Source organism: Flavitalea plasmicola (assembly GCF_030546645.1).
Taxonomy (GTDB): domain Bacteria; phylum Bacteroidota; class Bacteroidia; order Chitinophagales; family Chitinophagaceae; genus Puia.
On sequence record NZ_JAUOTO010000003.1, the window covers coordinates 524,868 to 546,967 of the forward strand.

The window sequence follows — 22,100 nt, forward strand, 5'->3', positions numbered from 1 at the left end:
TTCTAATATTTTTAAGCCTTCTAAAAGTAACCGTTCTTTTTCCTGTCCTCCATCGCCGCCTCTGACACCTTATCATCGATGCGGGTCTCACCCCGTTCGCTGGTACGCGTGGCAGTGATCTCACGGATAATATCATCGATGACGGAGGCGCCGGATTCCACAGCCGCAGTACATGTCATATCTCCCACCGTGCGGTAGCGCACGCGCCTGGTTTCTACCTGGTCGCTGGGGTCCAGCCGGATGAAAGGTGATACGGCCACCCACTGGCCTTCGTACCCGATGACCTCCCGCTCATGCGAAAAATAAATGGAAGGAAGGTCTATCTTCTCGCGACGAATATAGTTCCAGATGTCCAGCTCCGTCCAGTTGCTGATAGGGAATGCACGCACATTCTCACCTTTCCTGATCTTCCCGTTGTAGGTATTCCACAATTCAGGCCGCTGCCGTTTGGGATCCCATCCGCCGAACTCATCCCGCACCGAAAAGATCCGCTCTTTTGCCCTTGCTTTTTCCTCGTCTCTTCTGGCTCCGCCGATGCAGGCGTCGAACCCGAACTCTTCAATGGTATCCAGGAGCGTATAGGTCTGCAGCGCATTACGGCTGGCGAATTTGCCCGTGGGCTCCGTCAGGTGCCTGGCCTTGATGGTATCCTCCACCTTGCGGACGATGAGCTTCTCTCCGATGCTGGCAGCCAGCTGATCCCGGAAATCCAACGCTTCAGGGAAATTGTGTCCCGTATCGATATGCACAAGAGGGAAGGGGAACTTACCCGGCCGAAAGGCTTTCAGCGCCAGGTATACCAGCGTGATGGAATCCTTGCCCCCGCTGAAAAGAAGGGCAGGCCGTTCGAATTGTCCTGCAACTTCGCGCAGGATGTGGATGGCTTCCGACTCCAGCTGGTCCAGATAATCCAAGTGATACTTATTCGTTGTGCTCATAATTATTTTTTTACCCTCCTAAGAGGTATGTAATCCACATTCCTTTTTGCTGCTGTCCTCCCACCACCATCTGCCCGCCCGGAAATCCTCTCCCGGCCTGATGGCGCGGGTGCAGGGCGCACAGCCAATGCTGACAAAGCCCCTGTCATGCAGTACATTGTAAGGGACGTCATTGCCGTCTATATATTCTTTCACCCTTGCCGTATTCCAATGCAGCAGGGGGTTGAACTTGATGATCTGGTTGCCTTCATCCCATTCTATCAGCGCATGATCCTTGCGCTCCGGTGAATGTTCCGCCCGTAAGCCCGTCACCCAGATTGCTTTCCCTTTCAGTGCGCGTTTCAGGGGTTCTACTTTCCGTATCCGGCAACATTCTTTCCGATTGTCCACTGACTCATAAAAGGAGTTGGGCCCTTTCTCATTGAGCAGCTTTTCCAGCAGGGCGCGGTCAGGATAATAGGCCTGCACCCGGGTATGGTATTTCTCATTGGTGCTGCTCCATACGGAATAGGTCTCCGCGAAAAGCCGTCCGGTATCCAGCGTAAAAAGAGTGACAGGAATATCATGCGAAGCGATGGCGTGTGTGATCACCTGGTCTTCGAAGCTGAAGCTGGTCGAAAATGTAACCTGCCCCGGAAAGCGTGCAGCCAGCAGCGTCAGGGCTGATTCCATGCTCAATCCTTCCGTTTGTTCCGTCAATGAGGACACCAGCTCCTTTAACCCACCATTTTGGTAGGGTATTGTAGTTTGGTCTTGTTTCAGCTGTATTGTATTGTCCATAATCAGGTGGTTAATTTCGAACGAATAAAATGTCAGGGGGGATGGCGACAAGTATCAGCAGCAACAACAACAGGAGTTGTTACAGGAGAGAGACATATACTTCATGGACGCTGCAGATTTCATACTTGTTATTAAGTCTACCATTATGATGGACAAAGATATAGTGGAAAAGTCAAATTAAAAAAACCTTTTTCGGCGATCTGTCCGGTGAAAGATGTCTTTGTTCAGGACGCTAATCGCTGTCCGACAGGAGAATGCATCTTAATTAACGCATTTAATTTTTTTGTAATATCTTTGTAAAAATGCTTGATTATGAAAAAGTTAACGTTTTGTCTATTCCTGGTTGGGGGTTTTTTCTGTTACCCGGGATCCGCCCAGGTCAACGTAAGCATCAATATTGGCAGCCAGCCTTTATGGGGCCCCACCGGATATGACGAGGTACAATATTATTATTTACCTGAATATGATGTCTACTATGATGTTCCTCACCGGCAATATATTTATTGGAATAATGGCCGCATGGCTACGGGAAGGATGTTGCCTTCCAGGTTTCATGCTGACCTGTACAGGACCTATAAGGTAGTGAGAAATGAGCCCAGTCCCTGGAGACGTCACAATGATGATCGGCAGAAGTACAATGCCTATAAAGGGCGGCGCGATCAGGTAGTTATCCGTGACAGCCACGACGAAAAATACTGGAAGATCAAGGGACATCCGGATCACAGTCGGTGGAACGCCAACGGCAACGGAAACCGGAACGGCAACGGAAAGGGGAATGGCAACGGCAACGGGAATGGCAACGGAAAGGGCAACGGCAACGGAAATGGGAAGGGGCGCCATTAAAAGAAAGAGGGGCTGAACCCCTCTTTCCTTGTTCGATAAAACTATTTAAGCGCCGGAGGCCCTGCGGGCGCCGGCTTGCCATTGTACTGTTTATCCCACTCTTCCATCTGCAGCAGGATCTGATAAGACGACACGATGTCCTGTGCGAAGGGCGCCTGTTTTTCCGAGAGATTGCCGCCCTTGCCCTGTAACATCATCTGGGCATTGACCGCCATTTGCTCGTCCGTCATCCCTTCTCCCAGGGATTTATAATACACCATCTGCTGCTGGAGGTCCTTTTTCAGAGAGGCCGCCACTTTCTCCGCCAGCTTATGGTCTTCTGCCTGATAACAGGCTTCCAGGAAACGGAAGGAGAAATAATCATGCAGGTTGTTCTGGTTGCTCGTCATCCCATAGGAGAAATTAGACTCCAGCACATTCTGGTCATAATGCTCCAGCACTTTCCGGGCGGAATCCTTAAGACCCGCCTGGGCCAGGCTCAGTCCCACCTGTGCGTGCGCAAATTTGATGCTATTCAGATGCCGGCGATTCTCTTCATCATAATAGACTCCTGGCTTATTGGCATTGCCGTAGGTGAACTTTTCCATCAGTGTCTTATAGGCCACTTCATTGTCCACATTGCCATTGGCCACGGGCACCAGCTGGTACGACATACCCCGCAACCGTACGTATTTCGACAAGCCCAGATCGCCCAGCTCCTGGGGAGACGTGAAGCAAATAGGCCTGTTCCATTTATTGGCCGCGATGATGGCCAGGATTGCCAGGTCATTTTTTACCAGGTAGCTTTTCTGCGCAGGGATATCCAGGTGCAGTTCGGATAAGACGCTGTCTCCCGGATGCACCGTCCCGTTGCTGCGCACGGTATTCACATCCACGGGCACGGAGAATTTCTGCGTAGGCACCATATTGACCGTTCCGCCGTTGTTGGTCTGGTTAGTGTATTGGGGAGCGTCACTGCCTACTACATGCTTCAACACGTCGTAAAGGTCATAGTATTTGCTCTTATCGAAGCCGGGTATCCTGTCGGTGAAATAGCAGACGTTCCGTTTATCACCCATTATCTGCTCCGGCGTGAATATGACGTCAAAGGGCGCGCTTTCATTCACCTTATACCGCAGCTGGTTCATGTACCAGTCCGTACCCAACAGCGTATTTACCATCACGCGTACATCGGGACGGATGCCTTCCACTTCCTGTGCATACCACAGCGGGTAAGTATCGTTATCACCGAAAGAAAAAAGAATGGCATTTTTCGGACAACTCTCCAGGTAATTTCGCGCCAGGTCTCTCGCCAATGTCTTTTTGCTACGGTCATGGTCATCCCATTCCTGGTTGCCCATCAGCACGGGCACGGCAAGGAAGCATAGGCCGGCCGCAGCATAGTTTGCCATGGCTCCCTTTCCTTTTAGCACATATTTTTCCAGCAGCTCTTTTATCCATAGGACACCCAGCCCGATCCAGATAGCAAACACATATTCCGATCCCGCATAGGCATAGTCACGTTCACGTGGCTGCAGACCTGCCTGGTTGAGATAGAGGACGATGGCAAAGCCGGTGAAGAAGAAAAGCAGCCCCGTTACGATGAAATCTTTCCTGGCGCGCCGGGCCTGGAATACCAATCCCAGAAGACCCAATATCAGCGGGAGAAGGTACATCCGGTTGTAGGATTTATTATTCTTACGGATGGAGTCGGGCAGCTTGCTTTGATCTCCCAAAAAGAAATTGTCGATAAAGGATATGCCAGTAATGGCATTCCCATCCCGTGCATTGCCGAAGCCTTCCAGGTCATTCTGCTTGCCGGAGAAGTTCCACATAAAATAGCGGAGATACATCCACCCCGTCTGGTAGTTGACAAAATATTTTATGTTGTCGGCCATTGTGGGCTGATCGCCTTCCATGTGGGAATATTGACGGTAAGTATCCACCTCACGCCGCTCGTTACTGGGGTTCCACATACGTGGGAAGATATGGGCGGAAGGAGCGCCCCCCCAATCCTGTACGATGGCCTTGCCCGCCACTTCATATTTATCCTTTCCCTTGGCATATACGTCGGCCCCTTCGACAGTGGGAGCCGGGTCGGTGAAATCCGGCCCATAGAGAATGGGCCAGTCGCCGTATTGTTCACGGCTGAGATAACCGACAAGACTGACGGGATTGTCCACATTGTACATATCGACGGCCGGGTTGGCAGTGCTGCGGATGAGGGTGGTGAAATAAGTGGAATAGCCCAGCAGCATGAAAGCAAAGCACCAAAGCGCCAGCTTAAAGCTGGGGATGGCGTCCTTCTTGACAATATACCCACCGAAGTAGGCCAGGACCAGGCCTGCCAGCAACTTGATGAACTTGCCGCCGCCGCCACCACCGGAATTGATGATAACTGGCAATGCCACGATCAATACAAACAAGGCCAGCCAGATGCGCATTTGCAGGACGCCGGTTCTTTCCCTTTTAAAGATGAGCCCCCAGGCAAGCAGGGCAGCCAGCAAGACGAAGTACAATCCAAATCCGGAGAAGAAGGGGAGCCCCAGGCTATTGACAAAGAAGATATCGAAAGCGCCTGCGCCTTTAATTGTGTATTGAATGACTACCACCTGTACCACGCCCGTGATGACGATGCCGGTGAGGAGGGCGATAATGCTGCCCCAGGTAGTAGGCTTGAATCGCTTGAAATAATACACCATCACAATGGCCGTAATGGTCAGCAGGTTCAACAGGTGCACGCCGATGGAGAGGCCCATCATATAAAAGATGAAGACGATCCACTTGTCGGACCCGGGTTGGTCTGCATGATGCTCCCATTTGAGAATGGCCCAGAAGACCAGGGCGGTGAAGAAAGCGGAGGACGCATATACTTCGCCTTCTACCGCACTGTACCAATAAGAATCGCAGAAAGTATAGGCCAGTGCACCCACGACACCCGCGCTCATGATGGTGAACAGCTGGTTGCGGTCCGGCTCCACGGCAGTATTTTGTCGCTGCACGAGCTTGCGGGCAAAGTGCGTAATGGTCCAGAATAAGAAGAGGATGGACAGGCCGCTGGCAATGGCGCTCATGAAGTTCACCCCCCTGGCGGCAGTGAGCGGGTTGTCGCCAAACAGGACGATGAACAGGCGGCCCATAAGGACGAATAGCGGGGCGCCGGGCGGATGGGGGATCTGGAGCTTAAAACAGCTGGAGACAAACTCGCCGCAATCCCAGAAGCTGCCGGTGGGCTCCATGGTCATAACATAGACAGTACATGCAATCACTCCCACGATCCAGCCCACAACATTGTTCACTCGGTTGAAACTCATAAATTAAATTACTGGTTAACAGGATTTTGTTGGACACTAGTGATAGGGCCGAAGGCCCATTTTACCACATGCCGGGCAAATATAGATTATTTCACCAGCAATTTTTCCACCTTCCTTCCCCCTTCTGTATCAATTATAACTAAGTAGATACCGTGGGAAAGAGGCCCCGGTGTGAGCGTCCACGTGGTGCCGCTGGCTGCCGTCCGGAAAAGGATCCTGCCGGAGACATCCGCCAGCTCGATGTTGCGCAGGCTCTGGGTGCTGGTGATATGCAGTTCGCCGCTGTGCCAGGGGTTCGGATAGATATGAATATAGGCACCGGCATCATTCAGGTCGAGGGTGCATATGAAGGAATAGTTATAGCGTCCGTCAGCATCCAGGAGCATCAGCCGATAGTAATTCAACCCTTTCCACAGGGAATTATCAGCAAAATGATAGGTATTTAGGGTGTCTCCATTCCTACCGGCAATGGAATCCAGGGCGGTGAACTTGACCCCGTCAGGGCTTTTTTCAATGATGATCCGGCTGGTATTGGTTTCGCCGTCTGTAGTCCATTGCAACAGCCCTCTATCGCCGCTTCTGCTCGCCGTGAAAGAAAGCAGGGTAGGTCCTTCGGATTGCTGATTGCCCGGTCCTCCGGCATTTACCCAAAACTCGGAGAAGCCGGCGACGCTATATTCTGCATAATAGCCGTTGTCGTAGGGAACTACGGCGACATCCCGGCGAGGCTGGAAAAAATGATAAAAGCCGGTGGCATTATTGGTCAGGGTGCTGTCCTCTTCTGCGGCAATGGCGCTGCTGTATTGGGCTACGCCGGCCTGGTACGCGTCGGAGAACGGGGTACAGCCCGGGCAGCCGCTCGCGGCGATCAGGTCCCGGGCCTCCAGGTCGGTGAAATAATACCGGACTGCTACCTTGCCTGCCGGCGCATTGGAAGGCTGGACGACGATGTTCCTGTCAAGGTAGTATTGTTTGCCATCATTACGGACCCCACCCGTGTTGATAAAGACTTTCACCGCTACATTGCCCAGGTCCTGCCCATTGGGTTGTAAGGACAGGATCCTTTGACCTGCCAGATCAAAATTCACCCAGTTGCTGCCGTTGACGGGCCGGGTCAGCGTGGTGTCATGGCTGCCATAAATGGCAGCTTTATCGAAGATATGGATGTCGTCGATACCCACCCCCTCGTAATGGGTGCCGGGATCGCTGCTCATGACGATGCGGAAACGGACGCGGGCCGCATTCGTGGGAATATCGTAGCTCGATACATGCCACAGGGTGTCCGACAGCTGCCACGCCTGCCGGGGAGCGTTGTCATACCAGCTGACTCCCTGGTTGCTGGCACCGAGTTTTGTCCAGTTGGCGCCGTCAGTGCTGAATTCCACCCAATGGAAGTCGCACATGCAATTGTCTTCCGTCCGGAAGATATGGCTGAAGGAAAGCACCGGGTTGGAAAGGGTGCTCAGGTCAAAGCAGGGCGAGTACAGGTAAGACAGCTCGTTATCGTTATAGCCTCCCGTCAGACTGGTAGTCCAGCATTTTATTCCATTGGCGGCCTTGTTGATCGTCGTCTTGGCCGGCGTACCCCATTGCCAGCTGCTGTTGATCCCTCCGGTGTACCAATGGCCATCATTGGTCTCGAAGCTTTCCAGGTAGGGGAAGCTGCTGACCATGGGCACCGTGTGGAAAACGATCACCGGGAGGCTATCATTGGCCGCATAGGTGTCGCCGGCAGCGCTTACCCAGGCTCGTAAGCTATAAGTCCCGTAGGAGGAAAGGTCGGCCTTTCGCGTAAAGGTGTAAATCATCGAATCGTTGGCATTGACAGCAGGTATCGTTTCGGTGACATTCACCCCATTGATGGAATAAGTAGCGGGTATGTTGCTGATGGTAGCGCCGCTGTAATTCCTTACTTTGATACGAATGGTCTCCGCATTGCTCAGGTTGCATACACCACCGGACTGATCGGGTCCTGTCAGCGCCAGGACGCTGACGTCATTGGAAGCACGCGTCAGGGTGACATCATCGAAGGAATAGCCGTCATCCAGGTCCCCGTCCGTCACCACGGAAGTAGCGGAGGTATGCCCCTGCTGCCCGAATTTTACCTGGAAGCTGCTGCTCAGAGTCTGTGAAGGTACTGCCGCCTTCAGAAGGCCTGTAATGTCTATATTGGAAGAAGGCTGATAGACGCCGATCTTATTAAATGTGGCATCCAGGGTATAGACGGGTATCCAGGCAGCCTGGTCATTGCCCCGTACCCAAACGGTGTTGCCCGGAAAAGTGGAATCAATTCCCTGGTTACGGTAAAAAAAGTTCAGCCAGATCTGGTCGGCGACTGTATAGGCCGATAGATTGAAAGTGGCGATCAGGCTGTCTGTGGTAGTGCTGCCGCTGTAATGCACCTGGTCCAGGACGGCGCTGCGTGCACCTGTCCGTGCAAAGCCTGTATTGACAAAGGTTCTGGCCCTTCCATTGACATTGCTGCGGCTGAAATCGCACCGGTCCAGGCCGGAAAGTCCCATCACGGGCCGGATATATTCCGCGGCATCAGCCGATTCGAATCCCTCGGTAAAGGAAGGGTTCAATGTAATGGGATCGTTCTGTAAATGTTTGACCACTGTCGTCAGGGTATCGTTGCCGGATTGCGGATCGCCGGGATAGGTCACCCATGTCTGTATCGTATACGCGCCGGGAGCCGAAAGGTCGGCCCCGGTGCTAAAGCTATAGCCGTAGACGCCCCCGCCCGGCGGGATCACCGCATTGCTGGCCTCTGTGATCACCGGGCCGCCATTGATCCGGTATGATAGATTGAAAGGGGTGGCCGCAGGCACGGTGCCCAGGTTCTTCAGCTCTATCCGGATCGTTTCGGCAGATGTAAGCGCCGAAGATGAATGTTGCCGGCCTGTCAACGGACCGATGAGCGAGTCTGTCGTTAGGTCCTTGTCAAGGGCCGTAAGCGCGCAGGCTCCCCCGGAAGGAGTGACGACGCCTGCGATGGACCGCCGGCCCCTTGTCCCGCCATTGACAGCCGCCACGGCCAGCCAATAGGTGCTGTCCCGTCGCAGGTTGCCCAGCAGATAGCTGGTGCCCGTTGTGGAAGCCACTTTCGCCATGCTGTCTCCTTTTAGCTGAAATATATCGTATCCGGTGGCGGAAGGTACGGCGCTCCAGGCCAGCTGGGCATAGCCCTGACAAGGGTTGGTCACCGTGACGGCAGGCTGTCCCAGGATCGTAAAATTATAGTTGCTGACGTCGCTGTAGGCTGTCCCGTTGCGGCTGACCCGAATCAGCCCCTGGTTGGTAGCCGTCCCTGGCGTCGTCCAGGTATACATACGCTGGGTGGAAGGAATGCTGTTGCTGATAAGGGACCAGCTGCTGCCGTTGTCCGGTGAATATTCCAATGAAAAAGTGTTAGGCTCGCCGCCATAGGCGTTCCATCGTATCGTCTCGCTGGCGCCGGGTAGCCAGGTCTCCAGCCCCAGCGGATATTGCAGGATGACGGAAGGCTGAATGGGCTGCCATGCCACCACGAAATTCTGGGAGCCAGACACAATGTTGGTGCCCTTCACCGTCACGGTAAAGCTGCCGGCGACAGGATTGTCAATTACGACCTGTTCGATATTATTAAGATGGTCGGCGCCTTCCACAGCCACGTCGGCGGTATGTCCAACCGCAGGGTTGAGAACCAGGGGCAGGTGCACGACGGCGTCGGGACTGGTGACTGTAAGGTCCAGGTCATTCACCAGGGCTGCTGCCGCATTCGGTGCGGCAGGAACATCGGGCCAGTATAGCAGGATCTTCAGCTGACGGAGTCCTGAGGGGATGCCGGTGAGCGTGTAAGTGTAATTGCCTCCATTGTTCACTGCGCTGGCGGTATAGCGGTTGCCTTCGAGCGCTTCAACGGCAGCCCTTGCATTCAGCGATCCGAAGCCGTAGATAAAATCGGGACCTGGGTTACCCAAATCCGTAGCCGTATTGCAGGCAATGGTCTTGATCAGGGCGGCGGTCGGATCGGCGCCACCATGCAACTGCCGGTAACGTTGTATCAGCAACGCCAGCGTACCGGTGACCGTTGGTGTAGCCATGCTGGTGCCCGTGCCTGGTCCATAGGTATTGTTCGGTGTGGTGGAAGTGACATTCACCCCTCCCGCCACGATCTCCGGCTTGAGCCTGCCGTCATTCACAGGGCCGCAGCTGGAGGTAGGACCGATGATATATTTGCTGTTGTCCACGTTGCCCACTGTCAGAACGTTCTTGGCGCATTGATAGCCTGATTTCACCGTGGCATAAGGCAGGCTGTACGGCTTGCAGTTCTGCAGTCCGTCATTGCCTGCCGCAAATACATGGAGGAGGGTGGGGTAGGACGCCAGCTGTCCATCTACATAATAGCTGAGAAAATCATATTCGCCTTCCCAGGAGCACCCGGGGTCATAGGCCGTATAGGAATTATTGGTCAGCGGCATATCGTAATCCGTAATATATGTCCCCGCGTTGACAAGGATATCGCTGAAGTACTGGCTGACAAGGGTCACGTGAGGCGCCATTCCTTTATACTGGGGATCAAGGATGCCCCCGCCGCCTACGGTGCCGGAAGTATGGGTGCCATGCAGCGCGACGGGCTGGGAGAACCGGTCGATCAGCCTGCCCGTAAAATCCACATGTGTATAAGGGGTGGAGTTATCGCCCATGCCTACCGTGACGCCATCTCCCTGCAGGTTGCGCACCGGGTCATTGTTCAGGGCATCCAGCCCGTGCGCCGCCCGGTTGTTATAGTTCAGACTTTGGTCCTTCAACGACTGCGGTCCTATATAGCTGACATAGGGCAGTGCGGCGATGCGCTGCAGGGCTGCTTTTCCCGCCTGTATGAAAAGCACTTTCTCGGGCTTGATCTTCGTCGTCACCAGGCTTGCTCCGGCAGCTGCCAATGCTTTTCCCGCCTCTTCTTTGGTGATGGTCCCGAAAAAGCGTACGGCAATCAGCTGACCAGTTGCCGGCGTGTAGGATTCCGGGCTGGCGGCCACCCGGGGGGATATCTTCATCGAAGGGGTTAAATTATACACTCCGCTGACGGCATATTGTTGCAATGCTGTAAGCCTGAGATCGTCAGGCACTTCTGCCATATAAGCATGGCCAGGCATATAGTCGAAAAGACGGACACCCTGCGACTGCAGACCCGATCGCCTGACTGCATCCGGCAATTGGTCGAATTGCAGCAGGACATAATAATGTTGCCGGAAATGTACGGGGCGCAATGAGTCGCCGGTGATGCGGGAAAGATTTCTTTCACGGTTGAGCAGGCCATTTTTGAGACGGATGGGGTTGGGCTGCTGAGCCGGAAGAGAAGAGAGCCAGAAGAGGAAGACCAGGAAGGAGCCAATGGGACGTAATATGGTTATCGTTTTGGTTTTCAATGTTCCTGGAAGGGTTTGGGGCGAATATAGGCAACCTCTTTTCTAAAACGTCCCTTCGCCGAAATTATTTTCTCAACAGGGTTCTACAACTTTTATTGTGTAAGAAAGGTTAAAATATGGTTAAAGCCATGGGGTAATTTGTTAAAATTGATGAATCAGCCGGTAGCGCGAGAGGGTAATTTACATCGAACTTAAAAACTACTGCTCCTCATGAGAAAGCTCCTTGTGCTTTGCGCAGTGCCGCTATTGGTGGCGCTTAACGCTATTTCCCAAAATTTAATTACGGTGAAGGGGACGATCAAGGCTGAAAACGGCCAGCCCATTGCCAATGTTTCCATCCGGGTTAAAGGGACCAACAAAGGGACTACCACCAACGAAAAGGGAGACTTTACGCTCACTACCGCTGCACAGTCGACCCTCGAGATCTCTGCCATCAACTACTCGCCACAGGAAATCAAGCTGGCGGGCCGGACCTCGCTGGCATTGACGATGCAGGAAAGCAACAGCAGCCTGGGTGAGACCGTGATCATCGGTTATCAGCGTGTCACCCGCAAAAAGAGTACTGCCGCCATTTCCAGCATTTCCGGCAAAGAAATAGAGAACCTGCCTTCTTCCAGCTTTGATCAGTTGATGCAGGGCCGTCTTTCCGGGGTCAACGTGCAGAATTTCAGCGGAGAGCCCGGCGCGCGGCCAACCGTCAGTGTTCGTGGTAATTCGTTGGTCAGCCGCGATTATGACCAGAATAATGTTGTAAATAATCCGCTCTACGTAGTAGATGGCGTCCCTCAGCCGAATGAGGAATACGTAGGTCCCGGCACGACGACAGGTATGAACTACCTGGGCGGCGTTAATCCCAACGATATCGAATCCATCGACGTATTGAAAGATGCCTCTGCCGCCGCCATCTATGGCTCCCGGGCGGCCAATGGCGTTATCCTCATCACCACGAAAAAAGGCCGCGTGGGCGCACCCCGCGTTTTGATCTCGGGTTACACAGGTGTCACGGAAAGGCCCAAGCTGCGGGAAGTGACGTTAGGCACACTGGAGAGAAGGCAAAAAATGGAAGTGCTGATGCAGCAGCTGGATTACACACAGCGAACCCAGCTACCTTACTTGCTGACAGACAGTCTGAATCCTGCTTTCAATGGTAATACCGACTGGCAAGGGCTCTTCTATAAGACCGGTCTCATCCGCAATGGCGATCTCAGTATGAGCGGCGGTAGCGACAACTCCAACTATCGTTTCAGTGCAGGGTATTATGATGAGGACGGAATCATCAAGGCAACTGGTTTCAAGCGTTATTCCATGCGGCTGAACCTGCTGACCAAGACCCTGCATAATAAATTGGACATTAATCCCATTATTGCCTACTCCCGTACGGACAAGGCGCGGGGAAATGGCCAGGATCCCCGCTATACAAATAACTATAATCCTTTTAGCCTTAGTGCCGGCAGCATGCCTTCGTCACTTTTTGGCCTGGACGCCAACAAGCAGCAGGCAATTCTCGGCGCATATAACAATAACCTGGATAAGAACGTTGCCAATAATCTCAACTTCAATCTGAACCTGGGTTATACTTTCAATCCGCACCTGAGATTCCAATCGCTTACCGGGTACCTGTATAACACTTCCCGCAGGGATTTCACGCGTTCCAACGCGATGGAAAGCCAGCAGGGTAATTACTCTTATACTTTTTCCGACAACCAGATCGATATCCAGATATCCAATTATCTCACCTATACCAACAGCTTTGGCAAACACAATCTAAGTTTGCTGGGCGGCCAGGACATCCAGTATGATCAATACGAAAATACTACCGCCTCCGGCTCCAACGGCGCTTCCGACCAGATCCAGGTAGTGAACGGTTTTCGCCAGTCGACCATCAGGGCCAGTTCCGATTACCAGGCTTATGGCCTGCTGTCCTACTATGCACGTCTGGCCTATGACTATGACAGCAAATACCTGTTATCCTTTTCTGCCCGTAGGGATGGTTCCTCCCGGTTTGGCCAGAACAGCAAATGGGGCTTCTTTCCTTCCGCTTCTGTTGCCTGGATCCTGTCCGACGAGAAGATCATGAAGAACTCTTACTTCTCCTTGTTAAAGCTGCGCGCTAGCCTGGGGACCTCCGGCAGCCTGCCCAAACAGAATTATCTCCAATATAATCTGTACAATGTCAATGCCGCAGCGTTTAATGGCAATAATTCCAGCACCTCTTCCGCCAGCTCCTATAACTCTATTGCGGCCATTACCCCCAATTTTCATGATGGTGTGGCTCAGAAAGGCCTGAGCTGGGAGAAATCCATGCAGTGGAATATCGGTACGGATATGGAGATCGACCAGGGAAGGTTTGGCGCACAGATCGATTTCTACAACAAAGAAAGCTCTCTCCAGCTGTTTTCCGTGAATCTTCCCGTTACCACAGGGTATGACATTGCCCTTACGAATTCTATCGGCGTCAGGAATGCAGGCGTTGAACTATTGCTGAAGGCCTACCCTCTGCCTAAATCCAGTCCGGTGAAATGGTTTACCAGCTTCAATATCTCTTATAATAAGAACCGTATCATGAGCCTGCCTAATGGAGGCAGGGACCTGATCTTCCAGAATGGCGACCGGTTTGACAAATCCCATATCCTTTCCGTCGGCAGACCGATCAACAGCTTCTACCTGTACCAGACCCTGGGTGTATTTGCTACGGACGCGGACGTGCCCATCGACAAGTTCACCGGCGCAAGGTATCGCAACGGGAACGGCCCCTATAAAGCAGGCGATTTTTACCTGGCCGATCTGGATCACGACAATTTCATTGATATTTTCAACAGCAACCTGAATCCCGACAAAATGCCCATCGGTGATCCCAATCCCAAGTTTACGGGCGGGTGGACCAACAATTTCACCTGGAAGAATTGGAACCTGGGTGTGTTCTTCGCCTTTACTTTCAAACGCGACGTGCTGAACCTGTATAAAGCCGATCAGTTCAATAACTCTACGGATGGCAATGCCAATGAGAATTTTGCGCAATACAGCATACCGAACCTGGATAAGATCAATATCTGGCGTAAACCGGGCGATAAGGCAGAATTTGCCAAATATGACCTGGGGACTTATCTATATTATTATACCTCTGCCCAGACTTTCTTTCTGACAAGCGGCGACTATTTCCGTCTGAAAAGTTTGAGCCTGACATATCAACTGCCGAATAATCTCCTGCATAAAATAGGCCTGGAACGTGTGAAGGTCTTTGGTGTGGCAGACAACCTGCTGAGATGGCAAAGCTCGAAGGACCTGCCTGATGCAGAAAACGTCAATGCTTATGGCGAGTACGACGGCGCCGGATATCCTATCCCTAAGAAATTCACGCTGGGCCTGGAGGTACAATTTTGATCCCTAACAATTTTTAGCTATGACAAAGTATATAAGAAAAAATATCATATATCTGGCGGTTCTGATGATCGTCATCTCGCCCTCGTGCAGAAAGATCCTGGAGCAGCAGCCGAAGAATTCAACCTATCTCGATCAGTATTGGAAATCTGCTAATGACTGCGAGTATGCCATTGCGGGCAATTACGCCCTTTTGCGGGACGCATTCACCGATTATAATTTCAGGTATTACATGTACGGGGATGCGGTCGCCAACACCTATTTCACCATCGATTATAATGGAGACGGACTGGAAGGCATTCAGAGCGGCAATTTCACTTTCCAATACAATGTTGCGAGCCTGGGTGACTGGACAAAGTTTTATAAGACGATCGCAATGAGCAATACGGTCATCAAGCAGGTGCCAAAGATCACTGACGCCCAGTTGTCAGGTTCGGGTCTCGTCACCGACCCTGCTACTTACCGGAACAAGATCATAGGCGAAGCGCTTTTTATCCGGGCGCTCACTTATTTTGAGATGGTAAAAGTATGGGGGGATGTTCCCCTGGTGACCGAAGCATATGACGACCCCATCACGGCGCCCCAATTACCGAGAAGCCCCAAGGCGGATGTCATGGCGCAGATCGAGAAGGATTGCCTTGCCGCAGCTGGCATGCTGTCATGGGGATATACAGATAAGTCGAATATCGCCGTCCGGGCCAACAAAGGTGCTGCCATGGCGCTCTTGACCCATCTGTACCTCTGGCGCGCCACAACGACGGATCTGAATTCATCCAATCCTATTATGGCCGATGTGGACAAAGCCAGTGCAGCCATCGACAGCATTACCACCATGGGCGGATACACGCTGGTAGATACGGGCAGCTATGGCAAACAATTCATTGGTCGCAGCACGGAAAGTATTTTCGAGATCTATATGAGTGAAGATTCCAAAGAGGGCTCTAATGCTCATATCGGTTTTCAATTCCTCATCGACAAATATGTCAATGGCTTTGGAACAACCCATCGATATTGGGTGCCATCGGGCTACCTGGACAATCATTATCATTACCTGGGTGATGACAGCCTGGATGCCAACGGAGATCCATATCCGGATAAGTATAACCCTATCCTGATCTATGATACGCTGGATGTACGCTACCGGAATAATTTTGCGCTCACTTCAACGGATAAGCCCACTTGCCTGAAATATGCGAATGTTGTTTATCGCAATCCGGGTACAAAGACAGATCCTTATCTCAGCAATAACATGATCATTTTCCGGCTCAGTGACATGTTGCTGCTCAAAGCCGAGATTGCCCTGTATAAAAATGATCTTCCCAAAGCCGTTGGTATTATCAATAGCTGGAAAATACGAAACGGCAGCATCGCGCATTTCTGGGTAGATGACACATGGTCCAAGGACGACCTGATGTCTGAGTATATTAAGGAAAGAGGCAAAGAGCTTTACCTGGAAGGCCATATCTATTGGGACCTGATCAGGACCCGGCAGTATGGAAACTTTATACCCTGGCTAAGCGACTCCCGCTGGCAGGCAGGTGGCATCTACTGGCCTGTATATCCCCTGTTGTTCAGGGACAATAGGTTTCTTGTTCAAACGCCTTATTGGAGAGGAAAGGTTTAATCATTTACCCAAAAGCATTTATTATGAGAAATATAAAAATATCGATCCTTATCGTCCTGGTGGCCCTTACTTCCTGCAAAAAGAGCTATATAGATGACGGAGGTAAATCGAATCCCAATGTAAATATGTCCACCTACGACTTCCTGAAGTCGGATACACTCTTTGCAGACCTGGTTCATCTCATCGACAGGGCCGGACTGAAGGCGACCGTTAACGGTAATATCACTTTTTTTGCTACCACGAATTATGGCGTGCAGAATTATTTAAAAGCTATGAAACAGCGACGGGCTGTTGAGCTGGGGGATGAGAATATCACTTATACCCTCGACAGCATCCCACTGGTAAATCTTGATTCGCTGAAGACTTATATGTTCGATGGAAAGATCAACCGGGACCAGATCACTGTGCAGGGGAAATTGTATAATTCCCTGTTTGGACCTATTCCGAATGTTCAATACCTCATTAAAATGACGCGCACGCTGGATTATAATGCCTATCTGGATCATGTCGATTATGTCACGTATTATAAAGTTTATGGCAGCAGGGATGACCTGGAACCGGATCCATCGACGATCCCTCCTGCACTCATTGACGTCGGTGCTTTCTGCCAGACCTCCGGCATTGTCACAACGACCGGGATCGTGCATGTCCTCAATGGCTACCATCGCCTGTTGTTCAACAATGATGTATTACAATAATCACCCAGTATAAAGATTTACCATGAATAAAATAATTTTAGTACTGCTGGCAGCCTCCTCCTGCTGTTTTGCAGCCTGTAAAAAGATCACAGATGGGTTTCTGAGCGATACACTACGATATAAAAGTCCCGACCTGTTCTGCCAGCGTGGGCTGCCGTTGATTCAGTCTGATGCTATCAACCTCGATGGGTCTACTCCTCCCATTACTTTTAAGATGGTCAATCTTCGCGACAGCTCGGGCAAGGCGCTTGCCCCGCAGTGGAATACCAAATATGATATTGTGGCTTTCAAGGCGGGCATGACCTTTAATGTGGATACGGATACTACCATCGAGCTCCTGAATAAGAAGAGGGAAACGTTGAATGTTACTCCCATGGATTTTAACACGGTCAGCGGACAGCTGACCTTCAATAAAGGATCGCTCAATCTGCCCCTGGGCATCTATGTCTTCGATATTCAGGCTACGAACGTACACGGTACCAAGTACTACCCCTCCCTGGGCCGTATCAATGTCGTGGATCCTACGACGGACGATATGTTCCAGCTGGAAGACAATACCAACAATGCCTTCAGCGATGCCACGGGAGCCGTAACGCCGATGAAAGGCCTAAAGGTTATCTTCACGAAAGTGTCCGGAGAAGGAGCCAGGATCATTCTAAAGATAACGGATAAGAACGGTAATCCCTTTAATCCCAGTGCCGGCGAGATCATCAAACGCGGCGACCGGCCTACTTTTGAAAATTATACAAAATTCCATCCTATCACCTACAACGACACCAGTATGGTGTGCGATTTCGAAGTGCCGCCATTCCCATTGGCAAGATATGTGACGCCGACCACAGACTGGGGCCATCTGATCTACTATCGTATCCCCAGCAAATATGTAGTCATCGATGGATTAGGTGCGCATCTATACTCATCCAATGTCCGTATCGCATTTGACGTAAAGCTCGAAGGAACTTACATCGTTGAATTCAGGATGTCGGATGCCACACGTACGCCGTAGTTAATGCTCTGATGATAAATGGTAAGGGTGTACTGATCCGGTACACCCTTTTTTATTAGTGGCTACGGGACCGGGAATATTGCGCCCTGTTTCCCGGATATTTCCTACATTCATCGAATAAATATTTTTAATCCTTTACATCGCATGACCCATTCGTCAGAAGCCCCCGTTCTCCCGTCCTCTTCCAGGAGCTTGTCCCTGGACATTTTCAGAGGCATGACCATATGTTTTATGATCATTGTGAACACCCCCGGCAGCGAGATCTTCACCTATTCGCCCCTGCGCCATGCCCACTGGAATGGCTGTACCCCGACTGACCTGGTATTTCCTTCCTTCCTCTTCGCCGTAGGCAATGCCATGAGCTTTGCCCGCAAGAAATTCGCAACGATGAGCAACGCCGCCGTGCTGGGAAAGATCTTCAAAAGGACCCTGCTGATCTTTTTGCTGGGCTATCTGCTGTACTGGTTCCCGTTCTTCCACCAGGCCAATGATGGCAGCTGGAGCCTGTCGCCCATCTCCCATACCCGTATCCTCGGCGTATTGGAAAGGATCGCGCTGTGCTATTGCTTCGCCTCCCTGCTGATTCAATACTGTTCCACCCGGACCATATTCGTCGTCTCCGCCCTTTTGCTCATCGGCTATTGGGTGGTATTGCTCCTCGCGGGCGCACCAGGGGCGGACCCCTTCGGTATGACCACCAATGCGGGCTATTTCCTTGACAAATGGGTGCTGGGAGAAAACCATATGTACCACGGTGAAGGCATCGCCTTCGAACCGGAAGGCATTCTAGGCACCTTCCCGGCCATCGTCAACGTCATCGCCGGCTATTTCACCGGCGTCTTCGTCCAGCAGAAGGGCAAGACCTATGAAGGGCTGGCAAAAATGCTGCTGCTCGGGAGCATGCTCATGGCCGTCGCGGTAGGGTGGGATCTCCTGTTCCCCATCAACAAAAAACTATGGACGAGCTCCTATGTACTCTACACCGTGGGCATCGACATGATCTTCCTCGCTTTTCTTATTTATATCATTGAATTCCGGCAGAAGGTTTCCTGGACGCCTTTTTTTAATGTATTCGGGAAGAATCCGATATTCATTTATATGCTCTCGGAGCTCTTGGTGATAGTCCTGTTCACTGTCCGTCATGGCCATGATCAAAGCCTTTTCGAATGGATCAACAAAGATTTTTACCAGGCCCTGTTCCCCGGCGCCTTCGGATCCCTGCTCTTCGCCCTCACCTATATGCTCGTTTGCTGGTCGGTGGGTAAATGGCTGGATGTTAAGAAAATTTACATAAGGGTTTGATGAATGTCTTAAATTGCGCATCCATCAACCCAATTGTAGCACATGTATAAGGCAGTATTCCTGGATATGGATGGCACCCTATTGAGATCAGACCATTCGGTCAGCGAGCCCACGAAAGATATGATCCGGCATCTCACCCGAGAGGGCATTCCCGTCATACTGGTTTCCGCAAGGCCGTTGAACGCCATCCTGCCTACCTTCCGGGCCATCGGCATTCCCGATCATTATCCCCTGGTAAGCCTGAACGGAAGCTATATCGTGGAAGGGGAAAAGCCCGTTTTTGATGCAAGGATCGACCTGGAGATGGCCGAAGCCGTATCTGGCAAAGTGAGGCCCTTCGGGGCAACCATTGCTTACTATCTTCAAAGGGAATGGTTCGCCGAAGTGAAAGACGCCTGGACTGACCATGAACAAAGGATCATGGACGTACAGCTGGTGGTAGCCCCGCTGGCAGACCTGGTCAGAGACTGGTCCCATCGCGGCATTGCGCCCAATAAGATGATGGTGATGAGCGAGGCTGCCAATATCGACCAGATACAGCAGCATTTGAGATCGGTGTACAATGGCCGGTTGAACATCTATCCTTCCAAGCCAACTTATCTCGAAGTCATGGATCCCCGTGGCTCCAAATCCAATGCCGTACAATGGCTGATCCAACGGATGAACATCGATCGTTCCGAGGTCATTGCCATGGGCGATAATTATAATGACAGGGAAATGATAGCATTCGCCGGCATGGGCGTAGCTATGGGCAATGCGCCCGATGAGATAAAGGCTGCCGCCGACTTTGTAACGGACACCAACAATAACGACGGGGTCCGCAAAGCATTGGAGAAATTCTTCGGCTAGCAGACCGGAGGTTCGTTGTCCGGACACATAAATGCCTAAATGATCTCGTAAAGCCGGGCCAGATTGATCAGCTCCACCGTATTGGAGATCTTCAGCTTATCCAATATACGGGTCTTGTGGGTGCCTACGGTCGATTTATGCAGGCTCAGCGTATTGGCGATCTCCGAAACGGAGCTACCCTTCAGCATTTGAAGCACTACCTCAAATTCCCGGTCGGAAAGATCTTCGAATGGATTATCCTTTAATTTCTTGGTCAGCTCGCCAGACAGGATCTCTGCCAGATTATCGCTGATATAACGCTTTCCACCCAGCACTTTTTGAATAGCATACTTGATCTCAGATTCCTTCGAATATTTGTTAAGGTAGCCGTGTGCGCCAATCTTCAAAAACCTTTTAGCAAAAAAAACTTCCTGGTTCATGGTGAAGATGATGATCTTTAAGGAAGGATATTCTTTCAAAAGGTAAGTAGTGAGACTAAAAGACTCTGTATGCGGCATATTGATATCCAGTATCAGCAGATCAAAGCTGGCGGATCGCATTTTTTTGATCACAGTCTCTCCGTCTTCGGCTTCATCGATGGTCACATCCCGGATACTACTGTTGATCAGTAGCTTTAGTCCTGCCCGGACAATGGAATGGTCATCTGCGATTAAAATGGTGTGCATGAGTCTCGGTTTGTATAGGGTTCTTGCACCAAATATAAACGATATAAATTATATTAGATGTCCCGGGAAGGCTGAGTTTTATTTTTTTTGTGGCCGGGCAGCGATGCCGTTCTTATATCTCCGGACGGCCACCAGGAGCTTCTTATATTTAGGAATGATCATATGAAGGAAAAGGATATAGAAACTAACTGACAGAAATATAATGATCAGCCACTTATATATGCCACTGTTGTTCATAGATAACAATGCGCCCGGCTTATACCAGAAAAGGATCTTTTCCAGGATTGCCAGGGCATAAAATCCGCAAAGGATACTTACTACGCCAAAAGAAAGTATATACTTATCCAGAATGGTCTCCACCTTTTGCAGGAAGGGCATCAGTCGCAGCGCCAGTAGGGCAGGGTAGTCCGCAAATAGCAGCAGCCTCGTATGGAAATAAACAAAATACCCCAGTGTAAAGAAGATAACTACCTGTCGATCCAGGTCGCCACCCCCCGTTGTATACTGCTCCCGCAGCTGGTACAGATTATATAACAGCAGTAACCCTCCGGCAATGATCCGGAAAAGGATCTTTTTCTTCAGGTAAAATGCATCTGAAAGTGGATTCCTGACCACTATTTTTTCCAGGTCGGACGAGAGCACCGGGCGCTCCTCCATGGAGATCTCGGGGAAATTGTCCCAGTATTGCTGCAGGTTTTTTAGCTCCATATCAGTTTTTCCTTTAGGTAAGGGATAAAGTTCTTTTTGATCCCTTCCTTCGGAACAACATTCCTGGAGGGCAACGGACCCGTCAGATCGGCTATCTCTCCCGGTGAAAGCTTCTCAAACTCCAGGAAGAGCCGCATCTTATCAAAATCGGATATATTGCCCATACGCTCCCGGAATTGAAGCATATTTTTTTGATAGTCAGGCGATTTAAACTGAATGCTCCGGTCTACCGCCGGCTCCATTTCCAACGTGATGGAATGCAGCGCCACCATATTGATACAGGCCCTCAGCAAAAGCACCTGTTTGCTTTCCTCTCCACGCCGTGAACGGATGCTCTGGGAAGCGGCCGAGATAATGTTGGCGAAGAGACGTTGATGCTCTTTGTAGTTGTTAGCGAAAAAACGGCAAATGGAATAAACTCTCTTGTGCTGGGCCTTAAGAAGTGATCGCAGGTCCTGGTCAGGGCCTTCTTTTTTTTGCGGGTTATTCATGCGGGTATGGATTTTTTTGTCATAGGTATGGATTGCGGGGTAAATATTTCAATAAAACGACACTTTCGATAATTGTCAAAATTGTTTCACTTACGCAAAAGGACAAGGCCTTCA

The 22,100-nt window shown here is 51.1% G+C and carries 14 protein-coding genes; 7 read left to right on the top strand and 7 right to left on the bottom strand.

From position 1 onward, the window contains the following. Window positions 1-20: 20 nt before the first annotated feature. Entirely contained in the window at window positions 21-938 is a 918-nt protein-coding gene (gene cysD / locus Q4E93_RS12170) for a sulfate adenylyltransferase subunit CysD (protein WP_303585512.1), read from the bottom strand. Between the two features lie 18 nt (window positions 939-956). After that, entirely contained in the window at window positions 957-1,718 is a 762-nt protein-coding gene (locus Q4E93_RS12175; RefSeq protein ID WP_303585514.1) for a phosphoadenylyl-sulfate reductase, read from the bottom strand. Between the two features lie 312 nt (window positions 1,719-2,030). Here Q4E93_RS12175 and Q4E93_RS12180 point away from each other — a divergent pair, with 312 nt between their 5' ends. Then, complete coding sequence (locus Q4E93_RS12180) at window positions 2,031-2,561, top strand: hypothetical protein (RefSeq protein ID WP_303585516.1); 531 nt, start codon at window positions 2,031-2,033, stop codon at window positions 2,559-2,561. A gap of 41 nt (window positions 2,562-2,602) precedes the next feature. Here Q4E93_RS12180 and Q4E93_RS12185 read toward each other — a convergent pair whose 3' ends face one another. Next, window positions 2,603-5,854: a glycosyltransferase family 117 protein gene (locus Q4E93_RS12185; RefSeq protein ID WP_303585518.1), complete on the bottom strand. Its 3,252-nt coding sequence runs from the start codon at window positions 5,852-5,854 to the stop codon at window positions 2,603-2,605. 86 nt (window positions 5,855-5,940) lie between these two features. Next, a complete protein-coding gene (locus tag Q4E93_RS12190; protein ID WP_303585520.1) occupies window positions 5,941-11,265 on the bottom strand; it encodes a S8 family serine peptidase in 5,325 nt (1,774 codons plus the stop codon). 210 nt (window positions 11,266-11,475) lie between these two features. On the opposite strand from Q4E93_RS12190, the gene Q4E93_RS12195 reads away from it, so the two are divergent. The 6 genes from Q4E93_RS12195 to Q4E93_RS12220 all read left to right on the top strand — a co-directional run bounded on the left by Q4E93_RS12195 (window position 11,476) and on the right by Q4E93_RS12220 (window position 20,122). Then, a complete protein-coding gene (locus Q4E93_RS12195; RefSeq protein ID WP_303585522.1) occupies window positions 11,476-14,646 on the top strand; it encodes a SusC/RagA family TonB-linked outer membrane protein in 3,171 nt (1,056 codons plus the stop codon). Window positions 14,647-14,665: 19 nt separating this feature from the next. After that, a complete protein-coding gene (locus tag Q4E93_RS12200) occupies window positions 14,666-16,267 on the top strand; it encodes a RagB/SusD family nutrient uptake outer membrane protein (protein WP_303585524.1) in 1,602 nt (533 codons plus the stop codon). Window positions 16,268-16,290: 23 nt separating this feature from the next. Then, complete coding sequence (locus tag Q4E93_RS12205; RefSeq protein ID WP_303585526.1) at window positions 16,291-16,965, top strand: hypothetical protein; 675 nt, start codon at window positions 16,291-16,293, stop codon at window positions 16,963-16,965. Between the two features lie 22 nt (window positions 16,966-16,987). After that, a complete protein-coding gene (locus Q4E93_RS12210; RefSeq protein WP_303585528.1) occupies window positions 16,988-17,971 on the top strand; it encodes a DUF5007 domain-containing protein in 984 nt (327 codons plus the stop codon). Between the two features lie 144 nt (window positions 17,972-18,115). Then, window positions 18,116-19,273, top strand: a complete 1,158-nt coding sequence (locus Q4E93_RS12215) for an acyltransferase family protein (RefSeq protein WP_303585530.1) — start codon at window positions 18,116-18,118, stop codon at window positions 19,271-19,273. A gap of 42 nt (window positions 19,274-19,315) precedes the next feature. Continuing rightward, window positions 19,316-20,122, top strand: a complete 807-nt coding sequence (locus Q4E93_RS12220) for a Cof-type HAD-IIB family hydrolase (protein WP_303585532.1) — start codon at window positions 19,316-19,318, stop codon at window positions 20,120-20,122. A gap of 35 nt (window positions 20,123-20,157) precedes the next feature. Here Q4E93_RS12220 and Q4E93_RS12225 read toward each other — a convergent pair whose 3' ends face one another. The 3 genes from Q4E93_RS12225 to Q4E93_RS12235 all read right to left on the bottom strand — a co-directional run bounded on the left by Q4E93_RS12225 (window position 20,158) and on the right by Q4E93_RS12235 (window position 21,986). Then, a complete protein-coding gene (locus Q4E93_RS12225; RefSeq protein ID WP_303585534.1) occupies window positions 20,158-20,787 on the bottom strand; it encodes a response regulator in 630 nt (209 codons plus the stop codon). Window positions 20,788-20,865: 78 nt separating this feature from the next. Continuing rightward, window positions 20,866-21,495 (bottom strand): hypothetical protein, encoded by a 630-nt coding sequence (locus Q4E93_RS12230; protein ID WP_303585536.1) that lies wholly within the window; start codon window positions 21,493-21,495, stop codon window positions 20,866-20,868. Next, window positions 21,486-21,986, bottom strand: coding sequence for a hypothetical protein (locus Q4E93_RS12235; protein ID WP_303585538.1), 501 nt, complete (start codon window positions 21,984-21,986; stop codon window positions 21,486-21,488). The genes Q4E93_RS12230 and Q4E93_RS12235 overlap by 10 nt, the downstream gene beginning before the upstream one ends. Window positions 21,987-22,100: the final 114 nt, after the last annotated feature.

What these genes read in the sequence shown, in the direction of transcription:
- cysD (WP_303585512.1), bottom strand. Translation starts at nt 938, where the DNA reads ATGAGCACAACGAATAAGTATCACTTGGATTATCTGGACCAGCTGGAG.
- Q4E93_RS12225 (WP_303585534.1), bottom strand. Translation starts at nt 20,787, where the DNA reads ATGCACACCATTTTAATCGCAGATGACCATTCCATTGTCCGGGCAGGA.
- Q4E93_RS12175 (WP_303585514.1), bottom strand. Translation starts at nt 1,718, where the DNA reads ATGGACAATACAATACAGCTGAAACAAGACCAAACTACAATACCCTAC.
- Q4E93_RS12195 (WP_303585522.1), top strand. Translation starts at nt 11,476, where the DNA reads ATGAGAAAGCTCCTTGTGCTTTGCGCAGTGCCGCTATTGGTGGCGCTT.
- Q4E93_RS12180 (WP_303585516.1), top strand. Translation starts at nt 2,031, where the DNA reads ATGAAAAAGTTAACGTTTTGTCTATTCCTGGTTGGGGGTTTTTTCTGT.
- Q4E93_RS12200 (WP_303585524.1), top strand. Translation starts at nt 14,666, where the DNA reads ATGACAAAGTATATAAGAAAAAATATCATATATCTGGCGGTTCTGATG.
- Q4E93_RS12205 (WP_303585526.1), top strand. Translation starts at nt 16,291, where the DNA reads ATGAGAAATATAAAAATATCGATCCTTATCGTCCTGGTGGCCCTTACT.
- Q4E93_RS12230 (WP_303585536.1), bottom strand. Translation starts at nt 21,495, where the DNA reads ATGGAGCTAAAAAACCTGCAGCAATACTGGGACAATTTCCCCGAGATC.
- Q4E93_RS12215 (WP_303585530.1), top strand. Translation starts at nt 18,116, where the DNA reads ATGACCCATTCGTCAGAAGCCCCCGTTCTCCCGTCCTCTTCCAGGAGC.
- Q4E93_RS12185 (WP_303585518.1), bottom strand. Translation starts at nt 5,854, where the DNA reads ATGAGTTTCAACCGAGTGAACAATGTTGTGGGCTGGATCGTGGGAGTG.
- Q4E93_RS12235 (WP_303585538.1), bottom strand. Translation starts at nt 21,986, where the DNA reads ATGAATAACCCGCAAAAAAAAGAAGGCCCTGACCAGGACCTGCGATCA.
- Q4E93_RS12220 (WP_303585532.1), top strand. Translation starts at nt 19,316, where the DNA reads ATGTATAAGGCAGTATTCCTGGATATGGATGGCACCCTATTGAGATCA.
- Q4E93_RS12210 (WP_303585528.1), top strand. Translation starts at nt 16,988, where the DNA reads ATGAATAAAATAATTTTAGTACTGCTGGCAGCCTCCTCCTGCTGTTTT.